Origin of the sequence: Shewanella sp. 6_MG-2023, from assembly GCF_030547195.1 — a bacterium.
Classification (GTDB): domain Bacteria; phylum Pseudomonadota; class Gammaproteobacteria; order Enterobacterales; family Shewanellaceae; genus Shewanella.
The window spans coordinates 98,324-121,720 of the sequence record NZ_JAUOQU010000004.1; the positions used below are offsets into that span (position 1 = coordinate 98,324).

The 23,397-nt window shown below is 41.1% G+C and carries 21 protein-coding genes; 10 read left to right on the forward strand and 11 right to left on the reverse strand.

Annotated elements, in window-relative coordinates; genetic code table 11:
- Positions 1–46: 46 nt before the first annotated feature.
- Positions 47–961: a bifunctional methionine sulfoxide reductase B/A protein gene (locus Q4533_RS03820; protein ID WP_303501945.1), complete on the reverse strand. Its 915-nt coding sequence runs from the start codon at positions 959–961 to the stop codon at positions 47–49.
- A 183-nt stretch (positions 962–1,144) separates the two neighbouring features.
- Here Q4533_RS03820 and Q4533_RS03825 point away from each other — a divergent pair, with 183 nt between their 5' ends.
- Positions 1,145–1,984 (forward strand): isopenicillin N synthase family oxygenase, encoded by an 840-nt coding sequence (locus Q4533_RS03825; protein WP_102439613.1) that lies wholly within the window; start codon positions 1,145–1,147, stop codon positions 1,982–1,984.
- A 130-nt stretch (positions 1,985–2,114) separates the two neighbouring features.
- A complete protein-coding gene (gene ylqF, locus Q4533_RS03830) occupies positions 2,115–3,059 on the forward strand; it encodes a ribosome biogenesis GTPase YlqF (RefSeq protein ID WP_076536189.1) in 945 nt (314 codons plus the stop codon).
- Between the two features lie 129 nt (positions 3,060–3,188).
- On the opposite strand, the gene Q4533_RS03835 is transcribed toward ylqF, so the two are convergent.
- Both Q4533_RS03835 and Q4533_RS03840 read right to left on the reverse strand, forming a co-directional pair.
- The gene (locus Q4533_RS03835) at positions 3,189–3,716 is read right to left on the reverse strand and encodes a low molecular weight protein-tyrosine-phosphatase (protein ID WP_303501948.1); all 528 of its coding nucleotides are present in this window, start codon (positions 3,714–3,716) and stop codon (positions 3,189–3,191) included.
- Positions 3,717–3,759: 43 nt separating this feature from the next.
- Positions 3,760–4,674: a DNA ligase gene (locus Q4533_RS03840; protein ID WP_241904990.1), complete on the reverse strand. Its 915-nt coding sequence runs from the start codon at positions 4,672–4,674 to the stop codon at positions 3,760–3,762.
- Positions 4,675–4,860: 186 nt separating this feature from the next.
- Between Q4533_RS03840 and Q4533_RS03845 the strand changes: the two genes are divergently transcribed.
- The 3 genes from Q4533_RS03845 to Q4533_RS03855 all read left to right on the forward strand — a co-directional run bounded on the left by Q4533_RS03845 (position 4,861) and on the right by Q4533_RS03855 (position 7,651).
- The gene (locus Q4533_RS03845) at positions 4,861–5,238 is read left to right on the forward strand and encodes a diacylglycerol kinase (RefSeq protein ID WP_102439618.1); all 378 of its coding nucleotides are present in this window, start codon (positions 4,861–4,863) and stop codon (positions 5,236–5,238) included.
- Positions 5,239–5,555: 317 nt separating this feature from the next.
- Positions 5,556–6,443 carry a hypothetical protein gene (locus tag Q4533_RS03850; protein ID WP_241901034.1) on the forward strand — a complete coding sequence of 296 codons (888 nt, stop codon included), beginning with the start codon at positions 5,556–5,558 and terminating at the stop codon, positions 6,441–6,443.
- Positions 6,444–6,631: 188 nt separating this feature from the next.
- Positions 6,632–7,651 carry a GGDEF domain-containing protein gene (locus tag Q4533_RS03855; protein WP_102439610.1) on the forward strand — a complete coding sequence of 340 codons (1,020 nt, stop codon included), beginning with the start codon at positions 6,632–6,634 and terminating at the stop codon, positions 7,649–7,651.
- Positions 7,652–7,699: 48 nt separating this feature from the next.
- Here Q4533_RS03855 and Q4533_RS03860 read toward each other — a convergent pair whose 3' ends face one another.
- From Q4533_RS03860 to pdsO, 3 genes are all read right to left on the reverse strand, one after another.
- Positions 7,700–8,284, reverse strand: a complete 585-nt coding sequence (locus Q4533_RS03860) for a class GN sortase (RefSeq protein ID WP_102476395.1) — start codon at positions 8,282–8,284, stop codon at positions 7,700–7,702.
- Positions 8,285–8,310: 26 nt separating this feature from the next.
- Positions 8,311–10,623, reverse strand: a complete 2,313-nt coding sequence (locus Q4533_RS03865; protein ID WP_303501950.1) for a marine proteobacterial sortase target protein — start codon at positions 10,621–10,623, stop codon at positions 8,311–8,313.
- Between the two features lie 81 nt (positions 10,624–10,704).
- Positions 10,705–11,514, reverse strand: coding sequence for a sortase-associated OmpA-like protein PdsO (gene pdsO / locus Q4533_RS03870; RefSeq protein ID WP_102439607.1), 810 nt, complete (start codon positions 11,512–11,514; stop codon positions 10,705–10,707).
- A gap of 218 nt (positions 11,515–11,732) precedes the next feature.
- Here pdsO and pdsR point away from each other — a divergent pair, with 218 nt between their 5' ends.
- From pdsR to Q4533_RS03885, 3 genes are all read left to right on the forward strand, one after another.
- Positions 11,733–12,425, forward strand: a complete 693-nt coding sequence (pdsR, locus tag Q4533_RS03875; protein ID WP_102439606.1) for a proteobacterial dedicated sortase system response regulator — start codon at positions 11,733–11,735, stop codon at positions 12,423–12,425.
- Entirely contained in the window at positions 12,425–14,590 is a 2,166-nt protein-coding gene (gene pdsS, locus Q4533_RS03880) for a proteobacterial dedicated sortase system histidine kinase (protein WP_303502024.1), read from the forward strand. Before pdsR ends, pdsS begins: the two co-directional genes overlap by 1 nt.
- Before the next feature lie 80 nt (positions 14,591–14,670).
- Positions 14,671–15,867, forward strand: a complete 1,197-nt coding sequence (locus Q4533_RS03885; protein ID WP_303410003.1) for a cystathionine beta-lyase — start codon at positions 14,671–14,673, stop codon at positions 15,865–15,867.
- 128 nt (positions 15,868–15,995) lie between these two features.
- Here the strand turns inward: Q4533_RS03885 and Q4533_RS03890 are convergent, their stop codons facing one another.
- Complete coding sequence (locus Q4533_RS03890) at positions 15,996–16,340, reverse strand: alpha/beta fold hydrolase (protein ID WP_198589306.1); 345 nt, start codon at positions 16,338–16,340, stop codon at positions 15,996–15,998.
- Positions 16,341–16,668: 328 nt separating this feature from the next.
- Here Q4533_RS03890 and Q4533_RS03895 point away from each other — a divergent pair, with 328 nt between their 5' ends.
- Both Q4533_RS03895 and Q4533_RS03900 read left to right on the forward strand, forming a co-directional pair.
- Complete coding sequence (locus tag Q4533_RS03895) at positions 16,669–17,385, forward strand: YrhK family protein (RefSeq protein ID WP_303501953.1); 717 nt, start codon at positions 16,669–16,671, stop codon at positions 17,383–17,385.
- A 398-nt stretch (positions 17,386–17,783) separates the two neighbouring features.
- Positions 17,784–19,265, forward strand: coding sequence for a peptide MFS transporter (locus Q4533_RS03900; protein ID WP_303501955.1), 1,482 nt, complete (start codon positions 17,784–17,786; stop codon positions 19,263–19,265).
- A gap of 122 nt (positions 19,266–19,387) precedes the next feature.
- Here Q4533_RS03900 and Q4533_RS03905 read toward each other — a convergent pair whose 3' ends face one another.
- The 4 genes from Q4533_RS03905 to Q4533_RS03920 form a co-directional block, all read right to left on the reverse strand.
- Entirely contained in the window at positions 19,388–19,870 is a 483-nt protein-coding gene (locus Q4533_RS03905) for a zinc ribbon domain-containing protein (protein WP_102439601.1), read from the reverse strand.
- Positions 19,871–19,912: 42 nt separating this feature from the next.
- Positions 19,913–20,368 (reverse strand): CreA family protein, encoded by a 456-nt coding sequence (locus Q4533_RS03910; protein WP_102439616.1) that lies wholly within the window; start codon positions 20,366–20,368, stop codon positions 19,913–19,915.
- Between the two features lie 143 nt (positions 20,369–20,511).
- Entirely contained in the window at positions 20,512–21,876 is a 1,365-nt protein-coding gene (gene yegD, locus Q4533_RS03915) for a molecular chaperone (protein WP_102439600.1), read from the reverse strand.
- Positions 21,877–22,125: 249 nt separating this feature from the next.
- A complete protein-coding gene (locus Q4533_RS03920) occupies positions 22,126–23,106 on the reverse strand; it encodes a rhodanese-related sulfurtransferase (RefSeq protein WP_102439599.1) in 981 nt (326 codons plus the stop codon).
- Positions 23,107–23,397 lie beyond the last annotated feature (291 nt).

Consider the following 23,397-nt stretch of genomic DNA (forward strand, 5'->3'; position numbering starts at 1 on the left):
CAGTTCGCCTTTTTTGTTGCCGATGTAAACTAACCTTAGCTAGTCATTATTTATCAGTGTCCTTTAACAACTGCTCAAATCGTTTCATCGCCATTTCAAATTTTGGTTTAATAATTAACTCACAATATGGCTGCTCAGCATTATTGGCAAAATAGTTTTCGTGGACACTTTCTGCCGGATAAAAAGCTTCAAACATAGCCACTTCGGTTACTATGGGCTTAGGCCAAATTGCCAGTTGAATTAATTTGCTTATGGCAATGGTAGCTTGATCAACTTGTTCTGTAGAGTGAGTAAAAATAACCGACCGATATTGCGGCCCTTTATCATTACCCTGCTGATTTAAGGTGGTAGGATTATGAACAGCAAAGAAAACTGCCAGTAAACTTTGATAACTAATAATGCGATCGTCAAATTCTACCAGAATCACTTCTGCATGAGCCGTTTCACCAGAACAAACTGCCATATAATTTGCATCGCTACCGCTGCCGCCACAGTAACCTGGAGTAACCTCAATAACGCCATTTAATTCATTAAATACCGCTTCAATACACCAAAAACAACCCGCACCAAAAGTAGCAAACTGATTACGATTTACTTTTTTTAATTCATCCGCGGTTTGAAATATCATCGAAACAGAATTGACACAGTGACGGATATTTTTAGCGGTTAACATTTCGCCTTCAAATATATGCCCTAGGTGACCATCACATTTTCGGCAGGTGATTTCGATTCTATGACCATCTTCATCAGGGGTTCGATCCACAGCACCTGGAATTTCATCATCAAAAGCAGGCCAACCACAATGAGCATTGAATTTATGTTCACTTTTATACAAAGGTGCTAAGCATTTTTTACATAAATACAAACCTGGGGCATCATGATTTACATACTCACCGCTAAAAGGTTGTTCAGTCCCTTTTTGCTCAATGACATACTTTTCAAATTCCGTTAACTGCTTCATGAGTTCCATCTCTACTTCTATTTGGTTAGGCTTACTGTACTGCAAGTATTACAACTATGGCAGTATGCACAATAAAGATCACTATTTCGACTGGCCAAGACATATTTCGCATCAAAAAATTGCGACAAAGTGTGACCAAGGTTAGAATCGCGCTGGGTCAAATAAAAACAATAGAAGAAAAATATGAAACTAGAAACAATTGATTACCGCGCAAAAGATTGTCCACAACAGTTTGTCGCTTCATTAAGAGAAACCGGGTTTGGCGTTCTTTCTAACCACCCTGTCAGTCAAGAACTGGTCGAAAAAATTTATCAAGAGTGGTATGCCTTTTTTCAATCTGAACAAAAAAATGATTATCTATTTAAACCAGAAACCCAAGATGGATTTTTCCCTGCTTCAATTTCAGAAACCGCTAAAGGCCATAGCGTAAAAGATATCAAAGAATATTTTCACGTTTATCCTTGGGGCCGTATTCCTGAATCGTTAAAACAAAATATCTTAGCCTATTATGCACATGCCAACGCGCTAGCAGCAGAGTTACTCGGCTGGATTGAAGAGTACGCACCTAAGGATATTGCTGACAAATTCTCAATGCCATTACCACAAATGATTGAAAATAGTCAGAAGACATTATTAAGAGTACTGCACTACCCGCCAATGCTTGGCGATGAAGAGTTAGGCGCTATCAGAGCTGCTGCACATGAGGACATAAACCTTATTACTGTACTACCTGCTGCCAATGAGCCAGGACTACAAGTTAAAACCAAAGAAGGTAACTGGGTTGATGTACCCAGTGACTTTGGTAATATCATTATCAATATCGGTGATATGCTACAAGAGGCATCAGCAGGTTACTACCCTTCAACGTCACATCGGGTGATTAACCCTCAAGGCAGTGATAAAACTAAATCAAGAATTTCATTACCACTATTCTTACACCCAAATCCAGAAGTAGTATTGTCAGAGCGTCACACCGCTGACAGCTACTTAATGGAAAGACTGCGTGAGCTTGGGGTTATTTAACCCTACTGCTTATTTAGTGACATCGTTAATGATATTAAAGCGCCAATAGGCGCTTTTTTTTATCATTTTTACTCATAACAAGGTAGAATATGCCCCCTTTGTTAGTAGTAGATTTATAAAAGGCAAAATCATGGCAATTCAATGGTATCCAGGTCACATGCATAAAGCTCGTAAAGAGATTGAAGAGGCAATGCCTCAAGTCGATCTTGTTATTGAGGTGCTTGATGCCCGTATTCCTTACAGTAGTGAAAACCCAATGGTTTCTAAGCTAAGGGGCGATAAGCCATGTATCAAACTACTGAACAAGTCTGACTTAGCAGATCCAAAAGTCACGGCGCGTTGGATTGAGTACCTTGAGCAGGAACAAGGCGTAAAAGCCACTGCTATCACCACACTACAACCTGGTCAGGTCAAAAACATTCCTGATATCTGCCGCAAACTGGTACCTGCCAGAGACAAAATCGAAAAAGATATTCGTACCATGATCATGGGGATCCCTAACGTTGGTAAATCTACCATCATTAATACACTTGCAGGTAGAACCATTGCTAAAACCGGTAATGAGCCAGCTGTAACTAAACGTCAACAACGAATTAATTTACGAAATGGCATCGTACTATCAGATACGCCGGGTATTTTATGGCCTAAAGTAGATAACGAAGCCAGTAGCTACCGCCTTGCTGTTACTGGTGCAATTAAAGACACCGCAATGGAATATGAAGACGTTGCCATGTTTGCTGCTGAATATTTCTTAAAAGCTTACCCACAAGAAATTTGTGAGCGTTATAAGCTTAAATCATTGCCAGAAACCGACATTGAATTACTTGAAGAAATTGGCCGTAAGCGCGGAGCACTAAGACCTGGTGGCCGTATCGATTTACATAAAGCATCAGAATTACTGTTACATGAATTCCGCTCTGGCAAAACAGGGCTACTTACCCTTGAAACCCCTGAAATGGCCGAAATCGAGAAAGAAGAAGTCGCTAGAGTGTTGGCTGAAAAAGAAGCTATTAAGCAGCAGAAATTAGAGCAAGAAAATCTGAAACGATCAGGTAAACGTCACCAAGGCGAATAAGGCTTTAACAAAAACATCCAGCTTACCTGCAATGTGTTTGATAAACGACATATTTAAAATAAAGGCTTAGCAGCAATGCTAAGCCTTTATTGTTTTTACCCGTTAAAGAGCGAATATGTATAGATAATATTAACGGTTTTTCGCTATCTGCTTTGCTAAATTATCAAGGCTAGACTCCAGTAAGTCCAAAACCGTTTCAAAACCATTAGCGCCGCCATAGTAAGGGTCAGGAACTTCCTTGGCATGATTCACTTGCTCAAGGGAAAACTTATCCATACTCAGTTCATCAAAATCAGCTACATCGTCACTCATATAACTAAGCATTAATTTAAGCTTATGTTGATGTTCTTGCGGGCATATTGCCTGCAAGTCCTTTAAGTTAAAAATATCTGCAGCCAGTATTAAATCAAATTTTTCAAAATCAGCCTGAGTGATTTGCCTTGCATACATGCCTGAAAAGTCTAAGCCTCTGGCATTGCCCGCTTTAATCGCGCGCGGATCGGGCGCATTACCTTGGTGGTAAGCTAAGGTGCCAGCAGAGGCAATCTCGATGACTAAGCCATATTCAGCCGCTTTACTACGAAACACAGCTTCAGCGCTAGGTGAGCGGCAGATGTTACCTAGGCATACGAATAGTACCGAGTTAATTGTATTCACATAAGTTCCTTTTTCAGCGTATTAAAAATTGTTTTTATGTCTATCACATTTTAGGTCTTTCTCTTAAAAAATGAGCGAATCGTGGCACACCATTTTTGGTTAGACCTAAGTACTGATAAGTTATCGTTGCGCCTATTTGGGGCGGCTTACGCCTTTGTTCATCGCTAAAGCCGCTACCGATTTTAAACTCAAGCCCATCGGGCATGCTGACAACTATTGCCCCTAGCATACCGGTATATTTCCCCTTGCCTTCAATATGCTTAATAACAATGGCTTCAGCATCATATTTGGGTTTTAATTTCATAATATCTTGGCTGCGACCTACTTTATAAAAAGCTTGCTTGCGATGAAGCATTAGCCCTTCACCTTGGGCACTCACGACTAAATCCAGTTTTTTATACAGCATGGTGTCAGAGGTTATCGTTTCTTGGGGTATGACTTGCAGATATTTAGACTGCTTGGCCAGCTGTTGCAGTGCTATGTATCTGTCACGAAACATGCCCCCATGTTCAGGTAAGTCAAACAGCATAAACTTCACTTGCCGCCACATTTCACTGTCTGGGATATTTTTTCGTGCAAGCCCTGACATGGCTTCAAAGCTTGCTCTTCCTAGCCATAACTCCCCTTCTAAAACCTGCTTGGGAAAATCTGCCACGAACCATTGCGGTAAAATGAACTCTCGACCTGAACGTGAAAGCATTTTGTCCCCAGTCCAATAACCACGTACACCATCTAACTTTTCACTGACATAATATTGATTAATATCAATTCCTTCAGTGATTTTGGTAGCAAGTTGGATTGCTGGCTTATCTGCAGCAAACAATATGGGGGGCGCAAAGAGACTCAATACTGTCATGATGATTGATATATTACGCCTTATAAAATCAGCCAATATAATTACTATCAACGACAGAGCTGACACTGGCGTAGCAATAGTTTTTGATAAAAAAATAGACATAGCTGCATCCTTGCTGGTATTTGGAACAACATCCTGTTGCCGTAAAAGTAAACTAATAATTAAACAAATTGATTAGCAATTTTAGTGCATGATCAATAAACTGCCATAAGTTAGCCAATGTTTGGCTACTTTTGTCATCAATTGGACCATCATCCACCAAACCATTTAGGGACTAAGTCAGCCAATATGAAACCTGAAAACAATCATGGATTAAAACGTGTCTTACGTGCGACAGGTTTTTCATTTAAAGGGCTTAAAAGTGCATGGGTTAACGAAGCAGCATTCAGACAAGAACTGATTTTAGCGGGGATTTTACTGCCAGTGGCTATTATGGTCGATGTCAGCCTTATTGAAAAGTTGCTGTTAATCATGACTTTATTTATTGTTCTGATCACCGAATTAGTTAACTCTGCAATTGAAGCTGTAGTGGATCGCATTAGTGATGAAATTCATCCCTTAAGTGGCCAAGCCAAAGATACTGCCTCTGCAGCAGTATTTATGAGCCTAGCCCTATGTGGGATCACTTGGGCATGTATTTTGATTAATGCCTATGTGCTGAATTAGTCTCTTTTACTTTTTAATCTTGTCAATCAGCCACAGCAATTCTGCGCCCCTCTACGATGTAGTTATTATCAGGTATGGTTATAAATGCGCATTAAACAAGCTGGTTTAATGCGACTTTCGTTTGTTTTTAGCCCAATACGCTTGTTAACCTGTACTAGATCAAAAAAACCACCGCTTTAGCAACAAAAACTTCACATTTGCTTACATAATGCTAATATATTTCAGCGCTAAGATATTAGCCTAGTAAAACTAAAAAAATAATAATGCACGACCCTCATTTATTACCCCAAATGAGCCCCATAGAGTGCGGAGAAATAATGTTAAAGCGAGTCCCTATCGGTCTATTGACAGCCCTATGTATATCTAACAGTGTGTCTGCTGACGAGTATAAATTTACTCTCGGGGCTTTTTATGCCAATACAGATTCCACCATGTTAGTTAAAAGTGCCAGAGATACAGGTAATTACTATTTGCTTGATTTTGAAGACGACTTACTTTTAACAGAAGATCAATTTCTACCTTTTTTCGAATTCCGCTATCACTTCAAAGACCGTCATAATATTTACCTTGATTGGAAATCTCTACATCGAGATGCTGAAACCCCACAACTGGGGTTTGATATTGAAATCCCTGAATTTGGCGATAATGATCAGAATTACCTTATTGATGGTAGTGCCACTATTTCCACCACGTTAAATATCGATATCCTCCGTTTAGGTTATGGTTATGATATTTGGCAAGGTGAACAATATTTTGTCGGCGCATCGATTGGTATTCACACCATGTTTGTTGAAACCATTTTCGAAGGCAATATTAGTTTATGTGAAGGTCACAGTGACCCCAATAGTTTGTGTGATACGACGACCTTTACTCCAAAAGTTGTTGATAACGCAATCACTGCGCCTCTGCCTAATATCGGCTTATATGGTAACTATGAATTTTATCCTGGTTGGACATTTGGCGCCCATGTTCAATATTTTGCGATCAAATATGATAATTTTAAAGGTTCGTTAGTCGACATCAGGGCTGGCGTGCAGGCAAAAATTAGCGATAACTGGCAATTAGCACTGGCGTATAACTATTATGATGTCGATGTTGATATTGAACAATCTAGAAGTATTTTAGATGAAGAATATCGTACCCTAGATTACAACATAAACTATGGTTTCACCGGCCCTATGTTTGCAGTGTCCTACCGCTTTTAAACAACTACATTTTTAATCACGGTAAAATATCTTATCTTCAATCAATAAACGGGCAAACTTTATTTAAGGTTTGCCTGTTTATCAAAAAACTTACTAACAAAATATCTATCACATTAATTAATTGTTATATTTCATTGATAAACCTAATTGGTTCATTCGCTTTATTACCTATTTTGTTGAGGGATTGAATGTCTAACGATTTATTGAAAACGGCCGCGCTTCATCTAAAAAAAGCCGTACCTTTAATGCTAAAACACAGCATTCCAACAACACCAACCAATTATGCACTTTGGTATGCCTATGTTAGCGAAACCAATCCTAAGCTAAATCTGGCACTTGATGAAAATATTAAGCTAAATCAACAATATTCACCCGTTTCAAGTGAGTTACTGTATCGAGAACATATCGCCGATCCTGTTGAGTTAGATGTCAGAACTATGCGTCAAAATCTTGATGCTATGGTGTGCGAGTTATCTCAATCAATCAAAGATACCCATCATGACACCCGTACTTTTCAATCTCAAATACAAAAAAATGTCCGTAAATTAACTGAGTTTGAAAACCAAGATTTTTCACTGGAACAATTGGTCACTGTGGTGCGCAGTATGGTTAAAGAATCTTCGCGTATTCAATCAAGTAGCAAGAGTTTTACTGAACAACTCAATAAAGCGCAGTCCGAGATTAATATTTTAAAACAAAAGCTGGCTAAAACAGAAAAAGATGTTTTGTATGATGCACTCACCGAAACGTTAAATCGTCGCGCCTTTAATGACGATATTAATGCGGTTATTGCACAATCGCCCCAAGGCTGCTGCTTGATTATGGCTGACATTGATAACTTTAAACTATTTAATGATACTTATGGCCACCAGCTTGGGGACTTAGTACTTAGAGTGGTAGCCAAACGGCTACAGGAATCTTGTCGAGAAGGGGTAAAGTTATACCGTTTTGGCGGTGAAGAGTTTGCCATTATCGTCCCAAATAGCCAATTAAGGATCGCCAGACAATTAGCCGAAGCCATGAGACGCTCCATTGAAAAACTCAGGGTCAAAGACAGGCGCAGTGACACTCGAATTGATAATGTCAATGCGTCATTTGGTGTGGTGCAGTGGCAAGAAAATCAAACAACTAGTCAGCTAATTGAGGCTGCTGACCAGTTGTTATATCAAGCAAAAAGATTAGGGCGTAATAGAGTCATGCCTATATAGTTAAAGCGATTAAGTAGCGAGTTAAATTAAACCGTCCAATTAAAACAACTAACTGTGATTTACTTGTTTTGCCGTTACCACGTAACGGTAATCACTGCTTGCAGACAAGTCTTCAAACGGGTAACAGGTTATCAATGTTAGCTGATTATCCGCCGTCATATCGAGTATCTCTGTTTGCGTTTCATGTACTATATCGATGCCGGTTATTAAGTAACTTTGTATTTGCCCAATTGCGGTTTCTAATTCTACGATGTCGCCTTTTTTAACATTTTTTAAGTGTGAAAAATGGGTGTCTCTGTGGCCAGCAATGATTGTATTACCAACCTCTCCAACCCCTGCACCTTTAAGCATCAAGCTTGGGCCAAACGCCAAATTTCGGCCCGAAGCCCCCGCTAGCACGAACATAGGATCCCCTACAGGATAAACATCTGTTTCTTTATCTGCATAAAGCATTAACTTGCCAACTGGATGCGTATCAGCCCAGCTCCAAGGCTTATGGGGTGTTTGGTCTTGCAAGGTTTTATTCCATGCTTGCTCAATTAAATATTGCGCAAAATTCGCTTTAACTTGCATATAGGCTCCATGTGATAAAAAACTGACTCCTAAGACGGCTAAACAACCAGGGATGAGCATTTTTAAACTTATCAACGCAGCGCTCCTTATTTATGCTTAGGTATGGTTAACCGCTGACCAGGAAGACACTGCTTAAGCCAAAGTCCATGCAAAAGCGCAATCAATAAAAAGCTTAATCCAATGAGTATATTCAAACGGCTCGATGTTGCTGTTTGCGGTAAGACACCTGCTTTTTGTAATCCCTTTGGTAAATGTGGCTTAACTTGATAATCAGCGTTAAATTCAGGGGTAAAATTAACTGGGGTTTTATCGACCGCCACTAGACTTGTTTGTGAGGTCACCAGGTGATACTTCATTCCTAATGCTTTAACTTGCTGTTTTATTCTTTCACTGTTCGCCCTAGTTTGGGTGGCTTCAATGGCATTGATTTGCGCATTAGCCCAGATAAGATCTAACCCTGGGGCCTCAATGTCTGAATTATCTAAATGACGAGTCTGGTGTGGATTAGGTATCTGTAGTTGCCAATATTCGCCCTGAGTCTCGCCTGATATAACAATATCTTGCTGATTGTATGCCGGAGATTTAAAGCTGACTAAGATTGGTTCATCAGTATATAAATCAGGGATTCTTGCAGGCCAATGATCAGGAATTGTGCCGTCTTGATAAGTGACTTTTACATCTGTTGCCACTGGTTGCTCAATCTTTTGCAGTAACCCTTCGATTTTTTGTTTTACCTCAGCCGTTTTACCAATGTAGGTGTAAATGCCACGGCCAAACATGGCTGCGCGCTCCATAAAGTGCGTATTCGGGGCCGAGCCTATCCCGACAGTGAATAATCGACTTTGACCTAAGTCGGCTTCTATTTGCTTAAATAAACCTTGCTCGTTAGCCACCGCGCCGTCTGTAATAAATATCACCTGACGTAGCGCGTTTTCACTCCCGATTTGATTGCTTTGATCTTGAATTAGCAAAGAGGCAGAAAGCGCCATGCTAATTTCAGTGCCGCCATTGGCTTGTAATCCTTGGACAAATTGATTGGCTTTAGCAATATTACGGCTGTTAACTTTCAAAGATGATGCAGATAGTTTTGTTAACTGATGATTAAATCCAATAATATTAAACTTATCTTTCGTTCTTAAACCTGCAAGCGCAGACAGTAAAGCCTGTTTGGCCTGCACTATAGAGTCCCCTTCCATAGAGCCAGAGGTATCAATAACCAAGATTAACTCCCGAGGAGTGACCCCGTTATACGTTTTAACTTGTGGCGGCGTTAACATCACTAAGCCGTAATAATCTTGATTTTTGACCTTGTTTTTAGCTGACGTAAGTTCAGCTGATTGATGAGTTAATCCTTGTTGAATGAACACTGATGGCAGCGGCAACGCCACCTCAGCATGATTTGCAGCATGAGATTTAGCGGCATCAACAGGCTTCCAATTCAATACAAAATCTTGATTGGCGACCACAGCGCGTTCCAGTTCTACCATCCATTGTTGCTTGCCTGCCACTGGCGCTGCTTTAATTTTGTGATACGGACTGGTTACCGCATCAAGTTCAAAACCTGTATTTAATTCGACATTAATATTAACCATGATATTGCCAGCAGAATCCGAAGAGGCACCATCAGTTACAGCCCCTTCTGCAAAGTCATTCGAATTAAAGCCGGTTAGCACCTCAGGTAGCATTTCAGCAATAGAATCAAATATGCCCAAATGGTTATGGCGCTGTTGCTGACCAGGACTTTCACTAGAACTCTGACTGCTAGCACTATTACCTACTAAAGCTTGTTTTGATAAGGCTGTTGGCGAATAACGCGGCGTAATGGTCATTGGAAACCGTAAACTAAACTGACCCTCTTTATAATTAAGTTTTTCTTGATAACTTATCTCGACAGTTAAAGTCTCGTTAGGGGCTAAATTCGCCACTTCTGTGGTAAAAATATTCACCCTTTGCTGACTCACTAAACTGGCACGCTTACCTGCAGCTTTGGCTTTTTCAAAGGTGGCTTTGGCTTGTAATTTAGGTTGTACTTCGCCTTCAATAATACGCTCGCCAATGACTAACCGCATTTGATCCACCGCTCCATTATGGGATAACGGAAAGTGATACTTACCGTTTATCCAGCTTTGGGTGTTATTGGTAAAGGTTTGCTTAACCTTAACGCGATTAACCCAGCCAGATACTCTCATCGATACATCGGTGGATAAAGGCAGGCTATGGTGGATTTCACCATCTTGTATATATTCAAGCACGCCCTGGGTTATCTCATCAGAGCGCCCATCTGCTTTACTTGTTGGCATTGCATATACTGGAAATAGCACATTCAAAATCACTAAAGCCAGTAAAATTAAGCTCGAGCAAAGGTAATGCACCCTATGACGATTAACACTAATATTCATTGTTTTCTCTCCATGAAATTAGCGTAAACCTCAAAACCAGCATTCTAACCAGTCCAAGGTTTACACTGAATTTTCGTCATATTAATTAGCGGCTAAAGCTTCACCCACAGGGATAATTTTTAAAGTCACGCGGCGATCAAAAAAGTCGTTTTCAAAATTTTGTTGCTCATGTAAAGGCGCTGTCGCGCCATAGGCTTTGGCATGTAAGCGTTCATCAGCTATGCCTTGATTAGCCAAATACTTGGTCACTGCTATTAAACGCTGCTCTGATAGTGCTTGGTTAAATTTACTGTCACCGCGGCGGTCAGCGTAACCGGTTAAATCCAACATTAAATCTGGTGATAATGCCATCACATAAGCAACATCATCGAGTTGTTGTTCAAAATGAGGCTCGATAGTCGCTGAGCCGGTTTTGAATTGCACATTTAGCCCGATGGCCAGCTCTTGCATTTTTTGCTCTTGAGCATGGCGCAAATCGGCTAATTGCGTCTGCACTTGTATATATTCATCATTGACCTCCGCCAAAGACTGTTGCTTTTCATGTAGCGCCGTAAGTTCATAAGTTTGCAGCTCGAGTGCCTGTTGTTGCTTGGCGAGTAACTCATTTTGAGTTTCAATCTCAGAATCATCACCCACAGTCTTACCAATAAGTACCCCAACAAAGCTGCCAACGATGGCGCCAACAGGTCCGCCTACCACAGCGCCTAATATGGCCCCAGATGACAAGCCGACTAACTCTTCTGTGTGCTCTCTTTCTGGTGTTTGTGCTAAAACATCACTTGAATCAATGGTTGAATCAATCGCTGGTTTCATTTCTTCTGCGTGTAAGTGAGTGATGTTGGCGATCGATAAACTGCTGATGATTGCGATGGCGATTAATTGCTTTTTCATGGTGTTGTCCTTTATTTCAGATTAATAATTAAATTTGAATGAAGTGCGTTTGCTCATTCGATGAAACTATTAAACAGCATTGAAATGGCAATTAAGGGGCGTAAAAGTGGCAATGTAGCGATGAAATGTGGCAACAATATGGCAATTGCTAGGGAGCGCTTTTTTGGCCATAAAAATAATGTATAGTCAGCCATATAAGACAAAACAAAGATGGTGATATGAAAAGAATTGCGATTGTAGAAGATGAAGTAGCCATTAGAGAAAACTATAAAGAGTTACTGCAACAACAAGGCTATAGCGTGCAGGGTTATGCCAACCGCCCTGCTGCCATGTTGGCTTTTAATGCCCGTTTACCTGACCTAGCCATTATTGATATTGGCCTTGAGACCGAAATAGATGGCGGCTTTACCTTATGTCAGTCGCTGCGATCTATGTCTAGCAGTTTACCGATTATCTTTTTAACCGCCCGAGACAGTGACTTTGATACCGTTTGCGGCCTTAGATTAGGCGCTGATGATTACCTATCAAAAGATGTCAGCTTTCCGCACTTAATTGCTCGTATTGCCGCTTTATTTAGACGCTCAGAACTGATTGGCGCAGCCATCGTTGAAGATAACCTGATTGAACACGGCAAGCTCACCATTGATGGCAACCGTATTCAGGTGTACTGGCAGCAGCAACCTATAGAGTTGACCGTGACAGAGTTTTGGATGGTGCACGCGATGGCAAAACATCCAGGTCATGTGCGAAGTCGCCAAGACTTAATGCAAGAAGCTAAAATATTTGTCGATGACAGTACCATTACCTCCCACGTTAAACGTATTCGTAAAAAGTTTTTAAGCGCAGATAAAGACTTTAATTGCATCGATACCGTGTATGGCATGGGTTACCGCTGGGACAGTGTCAGTTAATGTTTAATATTCCCATAGGGCTGCGCGCTAAAGTCGTTATCTTATCGCTATTTTTGCTGTGCTTACCTTGGCTTGGCTATGAATACGTGTGGGAAATGGAAAAATACCTGCGCCACGGCCAAGAAAAAACCTTGGTGGGCACCACTCAAGCCTTAGCCACCGCATTGCATGAACGCCCGAAACTGTTTAATCACCAAGCCAGTTTTTTAAGTCAGGTTGAAAAAGGCCGCGACTTATACGCCTATCCACTTTCGGGGCCAATTCAACTTGATGGTAAACTGACTGATTGGCAGCAATATCAGCATAGAGTGATCAATTATGGCAGTGATCACGTGATTTTTAATCGTAATGAAAACCAAGTCGTTGATATTCACTTTAGTCACATGGTGGGTAAATACGCCGGCTATTTATATGGTTTTTTTGAGGTTGCCGATAAGCATCTGGTCTATCGTAGTAAAAATAGCTTACGGGTAGATAAAAATGATCATTTAGTGATTGCCACTCAAACACCTGATGGCCAATTTAAGCGTTATATTGTCGCCAACACTCAAGACGGTTGGTTAAGTGCCTTTGAGCTGCCACAAGATCCAACTCAATCAATGCCCGTAACACCAGAAATTCGCATTCAAGGACAATGGCTTGCCACCGATAGTGGTTATAACATTGAATTTAGAATGCCGCTAAATATGCTAGGCAGTAAACTCGGGTTCGCCATTTACAATGTTGATGACAGTCAAACCCGTACAGTGAATACTATTATCGGTACCTCAGCTATCGATTCTGTGGCGCATTTAGGCACAGTCTTAGTGCCATCACCTGAAATTGAAAATATTATCAAAGGTATGAGTCATAACAGCTCGCGTATTTGGGTGGTTGATAATCATGGCCGGGTATTAGCTAAATCGGGTGACATTCGCGCCAGCAATAATCTTTGGTCATCAAGCTTAGATGACACCCGTGAGCCAAGCATTTGGGGACAATTTAAAACTGATTACCTATTGCCGCTATATTATAAAATCCTCACTAAACCGCCGCAGGATTTTGTCGATTCATTGCAAGACTCAACCGAGTTAAGTGGCAGTCATATTCAACAAGCCCTTAATGGAAAACAAGGCTCAACCTGGCGCTTAACCCCTGATAGTAAAGCTGTGGTATTAGCCGCGGCCAGTCCTATCTGGATTGATGATAAAGTCATGGGCGCCGTCATTGCAGAAGAAACCACCCACGGAATTCGAACCCTGCGTAACCGCGCGCTAGAAAAACTGTTTAATGTCATCTTAACCATCATGAGTATGGGCACCTTGGCGCTGTTTATCTTTGCATCCAGCATTTCAAGCCGCATTCGCAAACTCAGAGATCAATCTGAACAAGCGATCGATAGCCAAGGCCGAGTGAGACAGCAAATTGTCCCCTCTAAAACCCGTGATGAAATTGGCGATTTATCTCGCAGCTTTGCCAATATTGTTGGCCGTTTAGGTCAATACACCCACTACTTAGAGAACATGTCATCAAGGCTGTCACACGAACTACGTACCCCAGTTGCCGTAGTGCGTTCATCCCTTGAGCATTTAAGCTTGCAACAACTTGAGCCTGGCAGTGAAAAATACGTCGCTCGCGCTCAAGAAGGTGTCAGCCGTTTGCATTTAATCTTAAATAACTTAAGTGAAGCAACCCGCTTAGAGGCCAGCTTATCCCATGCAGAGCAAAGCCAGTTTTCATTAACAGAAGTCATTAGCGGCTGCATGCAAGGGTATCAATATACCTACCCTGAAACTCAATTTACCCTAGACATTGATGATGGCCCAATGACCATGTTCGGCGTACCTGAATACATAGCGCAGCTGATGGATAAACTGATTAATAACGCCATTGAGTTCAGTACTGATGATCCTATTAGGCTGACACTTAAACGCACCGCTAAAACTGCGATTATCGAACTGGCTAACCAAGGGCCATTATTGCCTGCAGACATGACAGCGCAGATCTTTGAATCTATGGTGTCAATACGTCCACAAGGCGTGCAAGCCAAGCCGCATCTAGGGCTGGGTTTGTACATTGCAAGATTAGTGACAGAGTTTCACCAAGGCAGCATTAAGGCTGAGAATCTAGCCGATGGCAGTGGGGTTAAGTTCGTGCTGATATTCCCCTTAGCAGACTCAAAATAACCTTTATTTTAGCCATATAGATGTTAGGATGGCTAAAACAATAATTCATAACGTCCGTTGTGCCAGTTGGGAATGAATCTATGAGCAATCAGCAAGACAAATTAGCCACGCAAATCGTCAGTGTCGGCAGAGACAAAAAATACACCAAAGGGATTATTAACCCACCGGTATTTCGCGCCTCAACCGTAGTGTTTGACACCATGGATGACATGCGTTTTGCCATTAAAAATAAAACCAATGGCGAAATGTTTTATGGTCGCCGTGGCACCCCAACGCATTTTTCATTTCAGCAAGCCATCAGTGAACTTGAAGGTGGCGTAGGCACCGCTTTGTATCCGTCAGGCGCGGGAGCAATAAGCAGCGCGTTATTGTCATTTTTAAAAAGTGGTGACCATTTATTAATGGTTGATAATGCTTACGAACCCACCCGCGATTTATGTAATAAGCTATTAGCTGGCTTTGGCATTGAAACCACCTATTACGACCCGTTAATTGGCGAAGGGATTAAAGCGCTGATTAAACCCAATACCAAGGTGTTATTCCTTGAATCTCCAGGCTCTATCACCATGGAAATTCAAGATGTTCCCACTTTAAGTCGTATCGCACACGAACATGATATGGTCGTCATGCTCGATAACACTTGGGCATCCCCAATTAATTGTCGTCCATTTGAGATGGGCGTTGATATTTCAATTCAAGCTGCCACTAAATACATTGTTGGTCACTCTGATGTGATGATGGGCACAGCAACCGCTAATGAAGCCTGCTGGGAACAACTGCGTGAAAACAGTTACATCATGGGTCAAACCACCTCACCAGATGATGTTTATCTTGCCGCAAGAGGTTTACGCACCTTAGGCGTCAGATTAGCGCAACATGACAAAAATGCCTTAAAGGTCGCTAATTGGTTAGCCACCAGACCTGAAGTGGATCACCTGCGCCACCCTGGGTTTGAAACTTGTCCGGGCCATGAGTTTTACCAGCGAGATTTCAGTGGCGGTAATGGCTTATTCTCATTCGTACTCAAACAAGGCAACTTAGCCTCTGTGACCGCTTTTGTAGAAAACATGCGTCACTTCAAAATGGGCTTTTCTTGGGGCGGTTATGAAAGTTTAATTCTCGGTGTCTTTGGCATTGATAGAATTAGAACTGCCACCACATGGGACACCAGCAAGCCGCTTATTCGCCTACATATTGGCCTTGAAGATCCCGATGATCTTATAGCCGACTTAACCGCAGCATTTGAGCGTTATAACGAGGTTGAATCTAAGCGCTAAGCCCTGATTTAGAGCTTATCAACAACACAAATAATCGATAATAAAAAGGCCGAACAGTGTAATATGTTCGGCCTTTTTAATGTTTTGAATGGCTAAAATAGATAAGTCACCCTAATTAACAAAGTAAACTATTCATCAATCACCTGAGTAAATGCCGCATGAAAAGCATCATAATCTTCATATTGTGGCATGTGACCTAAACCTTCCAACTCAATAAGGCTTGAACCTTTAATCATTACCTGAGCTTGTTTGCCAAGGTTTTGGTCATCTCCAAGCTTTCTATTAACACCTTTTTTTAACCAACCTCGGCCAGGGCCTGTTCTATCCCTAGTGCCGATGATTAGAAAGGTTTCACTACTAATTTGCGAAAATTTATCTACTATATTTTCTGAAAATATTGGACTATAAGTTAAGGCATTACTCCAAGCGATTAAGTGCCAATCATCCTCTGCTAGGACACCTTGATTGTGCATAATACGAACATCAATCCAGTTTTATCCATTTATCAAGGGTTTCTTGTATCCAAACCGCCAACTCTTGTCGCGACAACTCGTTTTAACAATAAATGTAACTAGCGATTATAATTAGGCTGATGTGGAGTTGAATATTTCACTTATTCACAGCTGTGGTTTATCATCCTTTGGCAGTTGTAGCAGAATTTTTATATCGAAGCGTTAATTTAGACGCTTAGGCACCTAGGTTAAACAAACGTCAGTAAAACACATTTATTGATGTACTTGTAGATTATGAGCAAAACTAACTTAAGAAACCTCTTCCCCCCAGAACCGAGACAAAACTTACATGCCGCATATATTTTCAAATCGTCGACGTATTCTTAATTTAACTGCAAATAAGAAAGAACTTAGAGCACAATTTCGCTGGGAAACCATCAACGCAATTGCTTATAAAGTCGGCGGTATTCTTTTTGTTATTGGCAGTTTCTTTTTTTTCCCAAGTCGGGCTGAATATGCCCATATTGGCGGTTGGTTTTTTCTTGCCGCTTCACTGATTTACTTAGCGGTTAATGTTCACGATATGGCTGAGATCAGGCGACATTGGAAAAGCCAGCCATCCCACGGGATTGATTTAAAATTAGAATATTTTGCAGGTATCAGTTATCTGCTGGGTACCCTATGTTTTGTTTTTGGCCGAATATCTTATTTCCCTGCGGTTGATGATCTGATCCTCGGCACTTGGTTGTTTATCATTGGCAGCACATTGTTTGTGCTTGGCGCTGCAGCCAATGTGTTACTGATTATCAAGGCTGAATCGGTGCAATTACTGCAATTGATGAACCTAACAGCAATCACCTTTATTGTCGGCTCAGTTCTCTATGGTATGGCCTCTATCCCTTATCTGTGGGCTTTTGAATCGCCAAATGATCACCTGCTTATTCTCAACTTTCTTGCTTGGCAATATATGCTGGGCAGTATCCTATTTTTATTAGGCGGCATATTTAATTACTGGCGCGCCTACTTACTGGTTCAAAATGCGCTGAAAAATCATCCAGACGTGTAAAGCCTAATAATTTAATCAAACAAATATCTAAGCTTGCTTCAATACCCTAGGTGCTCTGTGCTGTGCGGCTTTATGGCATCAAGCTGATTTATCGTCAGTAAATATCTCAATGAAAATAGCTTATGTGACTGTTTTATAATGCCCCCATGGCGTCACTGCTGAATTAATCAACCTATACGCTATTTTAAGCCAATCACTTTGGATCGTCAGCATCAAAATCCTTAGCCCTTTTTGTAGGATCGCGTCCTCCATAAGCGATTCAGAAGTTCATCAAACAATTGCTAATTTCCCTCAATTCCCTTGCTGCAATCAAGGTGTGAACAACGACCTTTCTCTCATGAGTCACAGTGCTCGTGGGCAATTGTCGTTAGCGACATACAAATATCAGGGCCTAAAAAATGTGGAATAAACTCAACAAGTCGATGATGGTCTGCCAAATGCTTTTTGGCTTATCTTTTTATGGCGTGCTCGTCAGCCTTACGCGCTTTTTTCTAGAAGAACTCAATTACGGTGAATCCGAGACCATGATGGTTGTCGGCGCATTCGCCGCTATCGGGCCATTATTTGCTATTGCAGGCGGTTTTATCGCCGATAAATTACTCGGTGCTTATCGCTCACTCACCATTAGTTATGCTGCATTTGTTACCGGTTATATTCTACTGGTCGTGGGCGCATCCTCATTACATGTCCCTACCGCAATGGCTGGTATAGCACTCGCTAGTTATGGCCGCGGGTTAATGTCGCCATCTTACCCAAGCCTTTATAGAAGAACATTTAACTCTCAAAAAGAGTTTGAACAAGGTTTCCCAATCAATTACTCGGTCAATAATATTGGCGCCTTTGCTGGGCAGTATTTGTTCCCGATGTTAATTCTGTATATTGGTTTTACTGGCGGTTTCATGCTTTCTGCCATATTGGCAGCTGTTGCCCTATTCGTTCTTATGGTGCTCAAAAAGCCTTTTTCAGCTTTAGGAAAACCTATCGATCAAAAATCACTATCAATTAAAGCCTGGTTTGGCTTTGCTGTTATTTCTTTCGCCATGGTTGGCCTAGTGTTTTTCATGTTCTCAAATATGGAAATTGGACAAAATATCGTTTATGCAATTGGCTTAATGGCAATTGGTTACTTCATTGCTTTGATGTTTCAGGTAGGTCACGCAGAAAAACTTAGAATGGGCACCATTTTAATTGCCACTTTTTTAACGACCTGCTTTTTCGTGTATTACGGACAAATGATGACATCAATGAACATTGTTGCCATTAATACCCTGAGCGGCAATTTGTTTGGCTTTATTCCACTGCAACCAGAAGCGGCAATGGCGATGAACCCACTCTGGTGTATGGTTGGCGGTCCTGTGGTCGCCATGGCTTTTTCTGCCTTAGAGAAAAAAGGCATTAACCTGTCGACTGCAACCAAGGTGTCGGTGGCGTTTGTGATGACAGCTATCGCATTTGGGATATTAACCTATTTCATCTCAAACATCGGCCCAGATGTCACCATTAGACCTGAAGTCTTTTTTGCAGTGCACTTTTTTCAAGCGCTTGCTGAAGTGATTGTCGGCTCAATGGTAGTGGCATTTATTTTGTCTGTTGCCCCCGCACATATTGAAAACTTTTCTGTTAGCCTATTTTCAGTGGCAATCGCTTTAAGTGGGATTGTGGGCGCAGTGCTATCAACTCATATTGCCCTTGAAAAAGGACAAGTCTTGACCCAAGACATCGCCCAAAACATGTATGGTGACTATTTTCAAATGTTAACTATCATGGCGGTAGTGATGGTCGCAGTGGCTTTAGTGTGTTCTAAAGTGATTGCGCTAATGCTACGTAGAGCAGAGCAACATGATGCTGTAAATCACCCTGAAGTAGAGACGACAGTTTAAAGGATGCATTTTTAGCGGCAATTTAAAACATTGCTTATGGATGGAGAGGCTTGTCAATTTTCACTTTAACCCCGTCACATTATTATCTGAACACGCTTAATAATAATGTGACGAGTAGAAAATTAATTAGCATTAACAATAGATTGCAGTAATTTTCGTAACTGCTCACTATTGTGCTTTGACAAGCCCAAAATGACACTGGGCTTTTGACCGCGGGTTTCAATTTCGATGCGGTCCCAAATAATGCCGCTGCGATAATTAAATCCGGCAACTTTATTCCACGGGACTTCATCGGTGTTATTCCACAAACGAAATAGCCCCGGTGCATTGATGCAAATTTTATCCACATCAGTTTCGATTTCTTGGGGTAACAATCTAAATCGAAATAAAACCGATGCCAATAATTCGGCTTTAAATGCCATGGTTAATTCAGTCGCACTGATTGAAATTTGGCTGAATCGATAATGACAATGGCGGCACACCACAGCATCTTTAGGCAAGCTACTGTGGCAATCTGGACAAATATGATCAGATAGATATTCTAAGCAATGGCAACACTTTAGTGCGTCAACATGAAGCTGTTGTTTACAATAAGGACAATCCATTTACCCTCCTCATGCTAATAATCGTGTGAGTTAGCTTAAAAACTAGTACGCCGCTTGTGGCTGTTGATAAGCTTTAGTGCCCCATAATGGCACCGTCGATAAGCTGTGTTTGTAACTACCCGATGTTTCCTTGGTCGAATAAGACACATACATCAGAGTTTGATTTTCTGCATCTAAAATACGTCTGATTTTCATGGTTTTAAAGAAAATACTTTTAGACTTTTTAAATACAATCTCACCTGAAGCCGACTTATCAATAGCGTCGATCATTTGCGAGGTAATTTCACCGGTTTGACGACATGAAATAGATGAATCGGATGGATCTGAAAAGCTTAAATCCGCTTCGATACTGGCAACATGACAAGTTACCCCAGGTACTAGTGGGTCAACCATCTTATTAAGTTTAATGTCTTTGGTGGTAAACATCCCTAAACTCACCTTGCCAACATCGTCACTGCAACTCATGGTTAATAAGCTAGTCCCTAGCACTAATGCCATTGCAGTTATTTTATTTACCGGCGTGTTTTGAATCATTGCTCGAACCATATTGATGTTTATCCTTACTGGCTACAACACGATTAATAACACCTGTTGTAACTGGCTTATGCTTAAATGCTTACAGTTAAATCACAGCTAAAAAATTAGTGCTGAAAAACTTTACCCGCCCAACGCACTAAACCACTGGTTACACTGCCAAAATGGTCGCCGACAATAATTTCTGCTTCACTAAATTGGCTTGAAATACATTGGTGGATCACCGGACTTTTTGCGGTGCCGCCAGTGACATAAACCACATCAGGCTCGGCGCTTGCTGACTCAACAGCTTGCTTCATAATAGTGATTAATTTGCTAACAGGTTGCTGAACTGCAGCTTCAAAGGCATCCTGTAAGACATTAATCTCAAAGTTCGCTTCAATAAATGATAAATCTGTATCAAAATCTGTCTGCTGTGACAGGCCAATTTTGCACTGCTCTGCTTGACGAACAAATTGATAGCTCATTTGATGCAAGCGTAATGATTTAAGTCGTTTAAGAAGCGCTGGTTGCTCGGCATCTTTAATGAGTTCGTCAATTAATTTAGCCGTCGCAATAGAGCCAAATTCTCGCTGAGCACTAATGTCATTAACAGCAACGCCATTCCAAAATGGTTGTCGCGGTACTGTAAGGTTATTTTTTAATGTAGAGCCTAGGCCTAAATGCGGCATAAAACAGTTCATGGCAACGGCAATATCAAGATCGTTACCGCCAACACGCTGACCACTATGGCCAAGCACATCATCACTACGATCGGTTTTATGTTGTAACTCTGGGCCCATTTTTACCATAGAGCAATCGGTGGTGCCGCCGCCAACATCAACCACTAGTACGGTTTTGTGGGACGTCATTGACGCTTCATAATCCATCGCAGCAGCCATAGGTTCAAATAAAAAGCTTACTTGTTCAAAGCCTGCTCTTTTAGCCGCTGTTTCTAAAATAGCTTGTGCTTGCTGATTACTTTCCTCACCGCCAACACCTTGAAAGTTAACAGGTCGGCCAATGACAGCTTTGGTGATCGGCTCTTTAATTACTGCTTTAGCCCGAGACATCACTTCAAGCATCATTAAGGTGACAATATCTTCAAATAACGCCACTTGATCGACCCTTAAACCACTAGCGCCTAAAAATGATTTTGGTGACCGGACGTAAAAACCTTCATCGGGTAATTCCAAATAGGCTTCAATTGCTTCTGGACCAACAAATACCACTTGCTCGTCTGGGTAAATATCCAACTCATGGCGGACTTGTCTGGCGCGGCTTAATTGCGATGAACGCAAGTGGCCATATTGTGGTTTTAACTCATCCGCAATGCGGTGATAAACAGCTTCAGCGATAAGTTCTCTATCCATGGCATATAAGGTTGAAGATAAGAAACAACTATCACCATTAATCGGAATAAGTGTCACCTGACCATCTTGCTCGATACCCACTGAGCAGTTTGCACTGCCGTAATCAAAACCAATAAACATTAACTTCCAACTTTATATTTCTAGATCAATGCTAAAAATAACATAAGCTGATTAAGATTTGTTATTCACTTTAGCAATAACAAATCTTTCGCTGCTAAATCCAGCAACCTGTTTCATTTATAATAATGACTTGTTTAGGCACAGTAAAAATAACATCGGCCTCAAAAAGCTAAAATCAATACAAAAAAGCACCCACATGACAATGGATGCTTTCATCTAACTGGCTTAATCGACCTTTAGTGACTCTAATTATTTAGCTTCATTTTGGGCTAGCTTCACGCTTTCTTTATGTTGACGTCTTTGCTGAATAACTTGTTTAACGTCACTACCTATATGGGCTTCGCCACGCTGTTTAGCCAGTTGAACCTGTCTTTCACGTTCAATAAAACGTTGACGCTGCTCATCTGAAATTTTATCGATACAGTGTGGACAACTGACGCCTTGAACAAAAGCTGGGGTCTGCATTTCTTCTTGTGTGATTGGCATGCGGCAAGCATTACATTGATCGTAAATACCTTTATCTAAATCATGATTTACCGCCACCCGATTATCAAATACAAAACACTCACCTTGCCACAGGCTTTGCTCTTGGTTCACTTCTTCAAGGTATTTTAAAATCCCGCCTTCAAGGTGATACACCTCATCAAAGCCCTGCTCTTTTAGGTAAGCGGTGGATTTTTCACAGCGAATGCCACCGGTACAGAACATGGCGACTTTTTTGTGCTTAGTTGGATCGAGGTTTTCTTTGACGTATTGAGGAAACTCTCTGAAGGTTTCAGTTACAGGGTTAACTGCATTTTTGAAGGTGCCGATTTGTACTTCATAATCGTTACGGGTATCGACTAATAACACCTCAGGATCTGAGATCAGTTTGTTCCAATCTTTTGGTTTAACGTATGTCCCTACCACTTCCCTTGGATCAATCCCTTCAACCCCCATAGTGACAATTTCTTTCTTGAGTTTCACTTTGGTGCGGTAAAATGGCATGTTGTCGTCAAAGGATAATTTATACACAATTTCATTTAAGCCATCTTGTGACGCCAACCAGGCTAACAGGCTATCAATACTTTGTTGCGAGCCTGCTACTGTGCCGTTAATACCTTCACTGGCCAGTAATAAAGTGCCTTTAATTTCTTGTTGCTCCATATGGGCTAATAATGGCGCTTTTATTGATTCAAAATGCGGTAAAGCAACAAACTTATATAACGCGCAAACGACAACTTGTGACATGAATATCTCCGCTAGCTGGAACTTAATTTCCAGTGCAATTAATAACTATAAAGGACTAATAAGCACAATAAAGGTGACACACCTCAAATTATGGCGCGAAATTGTAACTTAATCACACAGTCATAGCTAGGCATAATAGCCCAGCGTCAAGCAGTACCTAGCTAAACTCAGCATTCAAAGCAAACACACCCAAAATAATCACAACATCAGAAAAAATTCACACTCCAACAGGTAAAAAACATAGAATAGTGTCACTCATTATTTACTTCACGATAACAAGGTCTAGTTTAA

Coding starts and splice junctions, on each gene's coding strand:
- Q4533_RS03890 (WP_198589306.1), bottom strand. CDS start 16,340: ATGCACAATCAAGGTGTCCTAGCAGAGGATGATTGGCACTTAATCGCT.
- pdsR (WP_102439606.1), top strand. CDS start 11,733: ATGAAAAGAATTGCGATTGTAGAAGATGAAGTAGCCATTAGAGAAAAC.
- pdsS (WP_303502024.1), top strand. CDS start 12,425: ATGTTTAATATTCCCATAGGGCTGCGCGCTAAAGTCGTTATCTTATCG.
- Q4533_RS03910 (WP_102439616.1), bottom strand. CDS start 20,368: ATGGCATTAGTGCTAGGGACTAGCTTATTAACCATGAGTTGCAGTGAC.
- Q4533_RS03840 (WP_241904990.1), bottom strand. CDS start 4,674: ATGTCTATTTTTTTATCAAAAACTATTGCTACGCCAGTGTCAGCTCTG.
- Q4533_RS03895 (WP_303501953.1), top strand. CDS start 16,669: ATGCCGCATATATTTTCAAATCGTCGACGTATTCTTAATTTAACTGCA.
- pdsO (WP_102439607.1), bottom strand. CDS start 11,514: ATGAAAAAGCAATTAATCGCCATCGCAATCATCAGCAGTTTATCGATC.
- Q4533_RS03825 (WP_102439613.1), top strand. CDS start 1,145: ATGAAACTAGAAACAATTGATTACCGCGCAAAAGATTGTCCACAACAG.
- Q4533_RS03900 (WP_303501955.1), top strand. CDS start 17,784: ATGTGGAATAAACTCAACAAGTCGATGATGGTCTGCCAAATGCTTTTT.
- Q4533_RS03820 (WP_303501945.1), bottom strand. CDS start 961: ATGAAGCAGTTAACGGAATTTGAAAAGTATGTCATTGAGCAAAAAGGG.
- Q4533_RS03885 (WP_303410003.1), top strand. CDS start 14,671: ATGAGCAATCAGCAAGACAAATTAGCCACGCAAATCGTCAGTGTCGGC.
- Q4533_RS03850 (WP_241901034.1), top strand. CDS start 5,556: ATGTTAAAGCGAGTCCCTATCGGTCTATTGACAGCCCTATGTATATCT.
- ylqF (WP_076536189.1), top strand. CDS start 2,115: ATGGCAATTCAATGGTATCCAGGTCACATGCATAAAGCTCGTAAAGAG.
- Q4533_RS03920 (WP_102439599.1), bottom strand. CDS start 23,106: ATGTCACAAGTTGTCGTTTGCGCGTTATATAAGTTTGTTGCTTTACCG.
- Q4533_RS03860 (WP_102476395.1), bottom strand. CDS start 8,284: ATGCTCATCCCTGGTTGTTTAGCCGTCTTAGGAGTCAGTTTTTTATCA.
- yegD (WP_102439600.1), bottom strand. CDS start 21,876: ATGTTTATTGGTTTTGATTACGGCAGTGCAAACTGCTCAGTGGGTATC.
- Q4533_RS03905 (WP_102439601.1), bottom strand. CDS start 19,870: ATGGATTGTCCTTATTGTAAACAACAGCTTCATGTTGACGCACTAAAG.
- Q4533_RS03845 (WP_102439618.1), top strand. CDS start 4,861: ATGAAACCTGAAAACAATCATGGATTAAAACGTGTCTTACGTGCGACA.
- Q4533_RS03855 (WP_102439610.1), top strand. CDS start 6,632: ATGTCTAACGATTTATTGAAAACGGCCGCGCTTCATCTAAAAAAAGCC.
- Q4533_RS03865 (WP_303501950.1), bottom strand. CDS start 10,623: ATGAATATTAGTGTTAATCGTCATAGGGTGCATTACCTTTGCTCGAGC.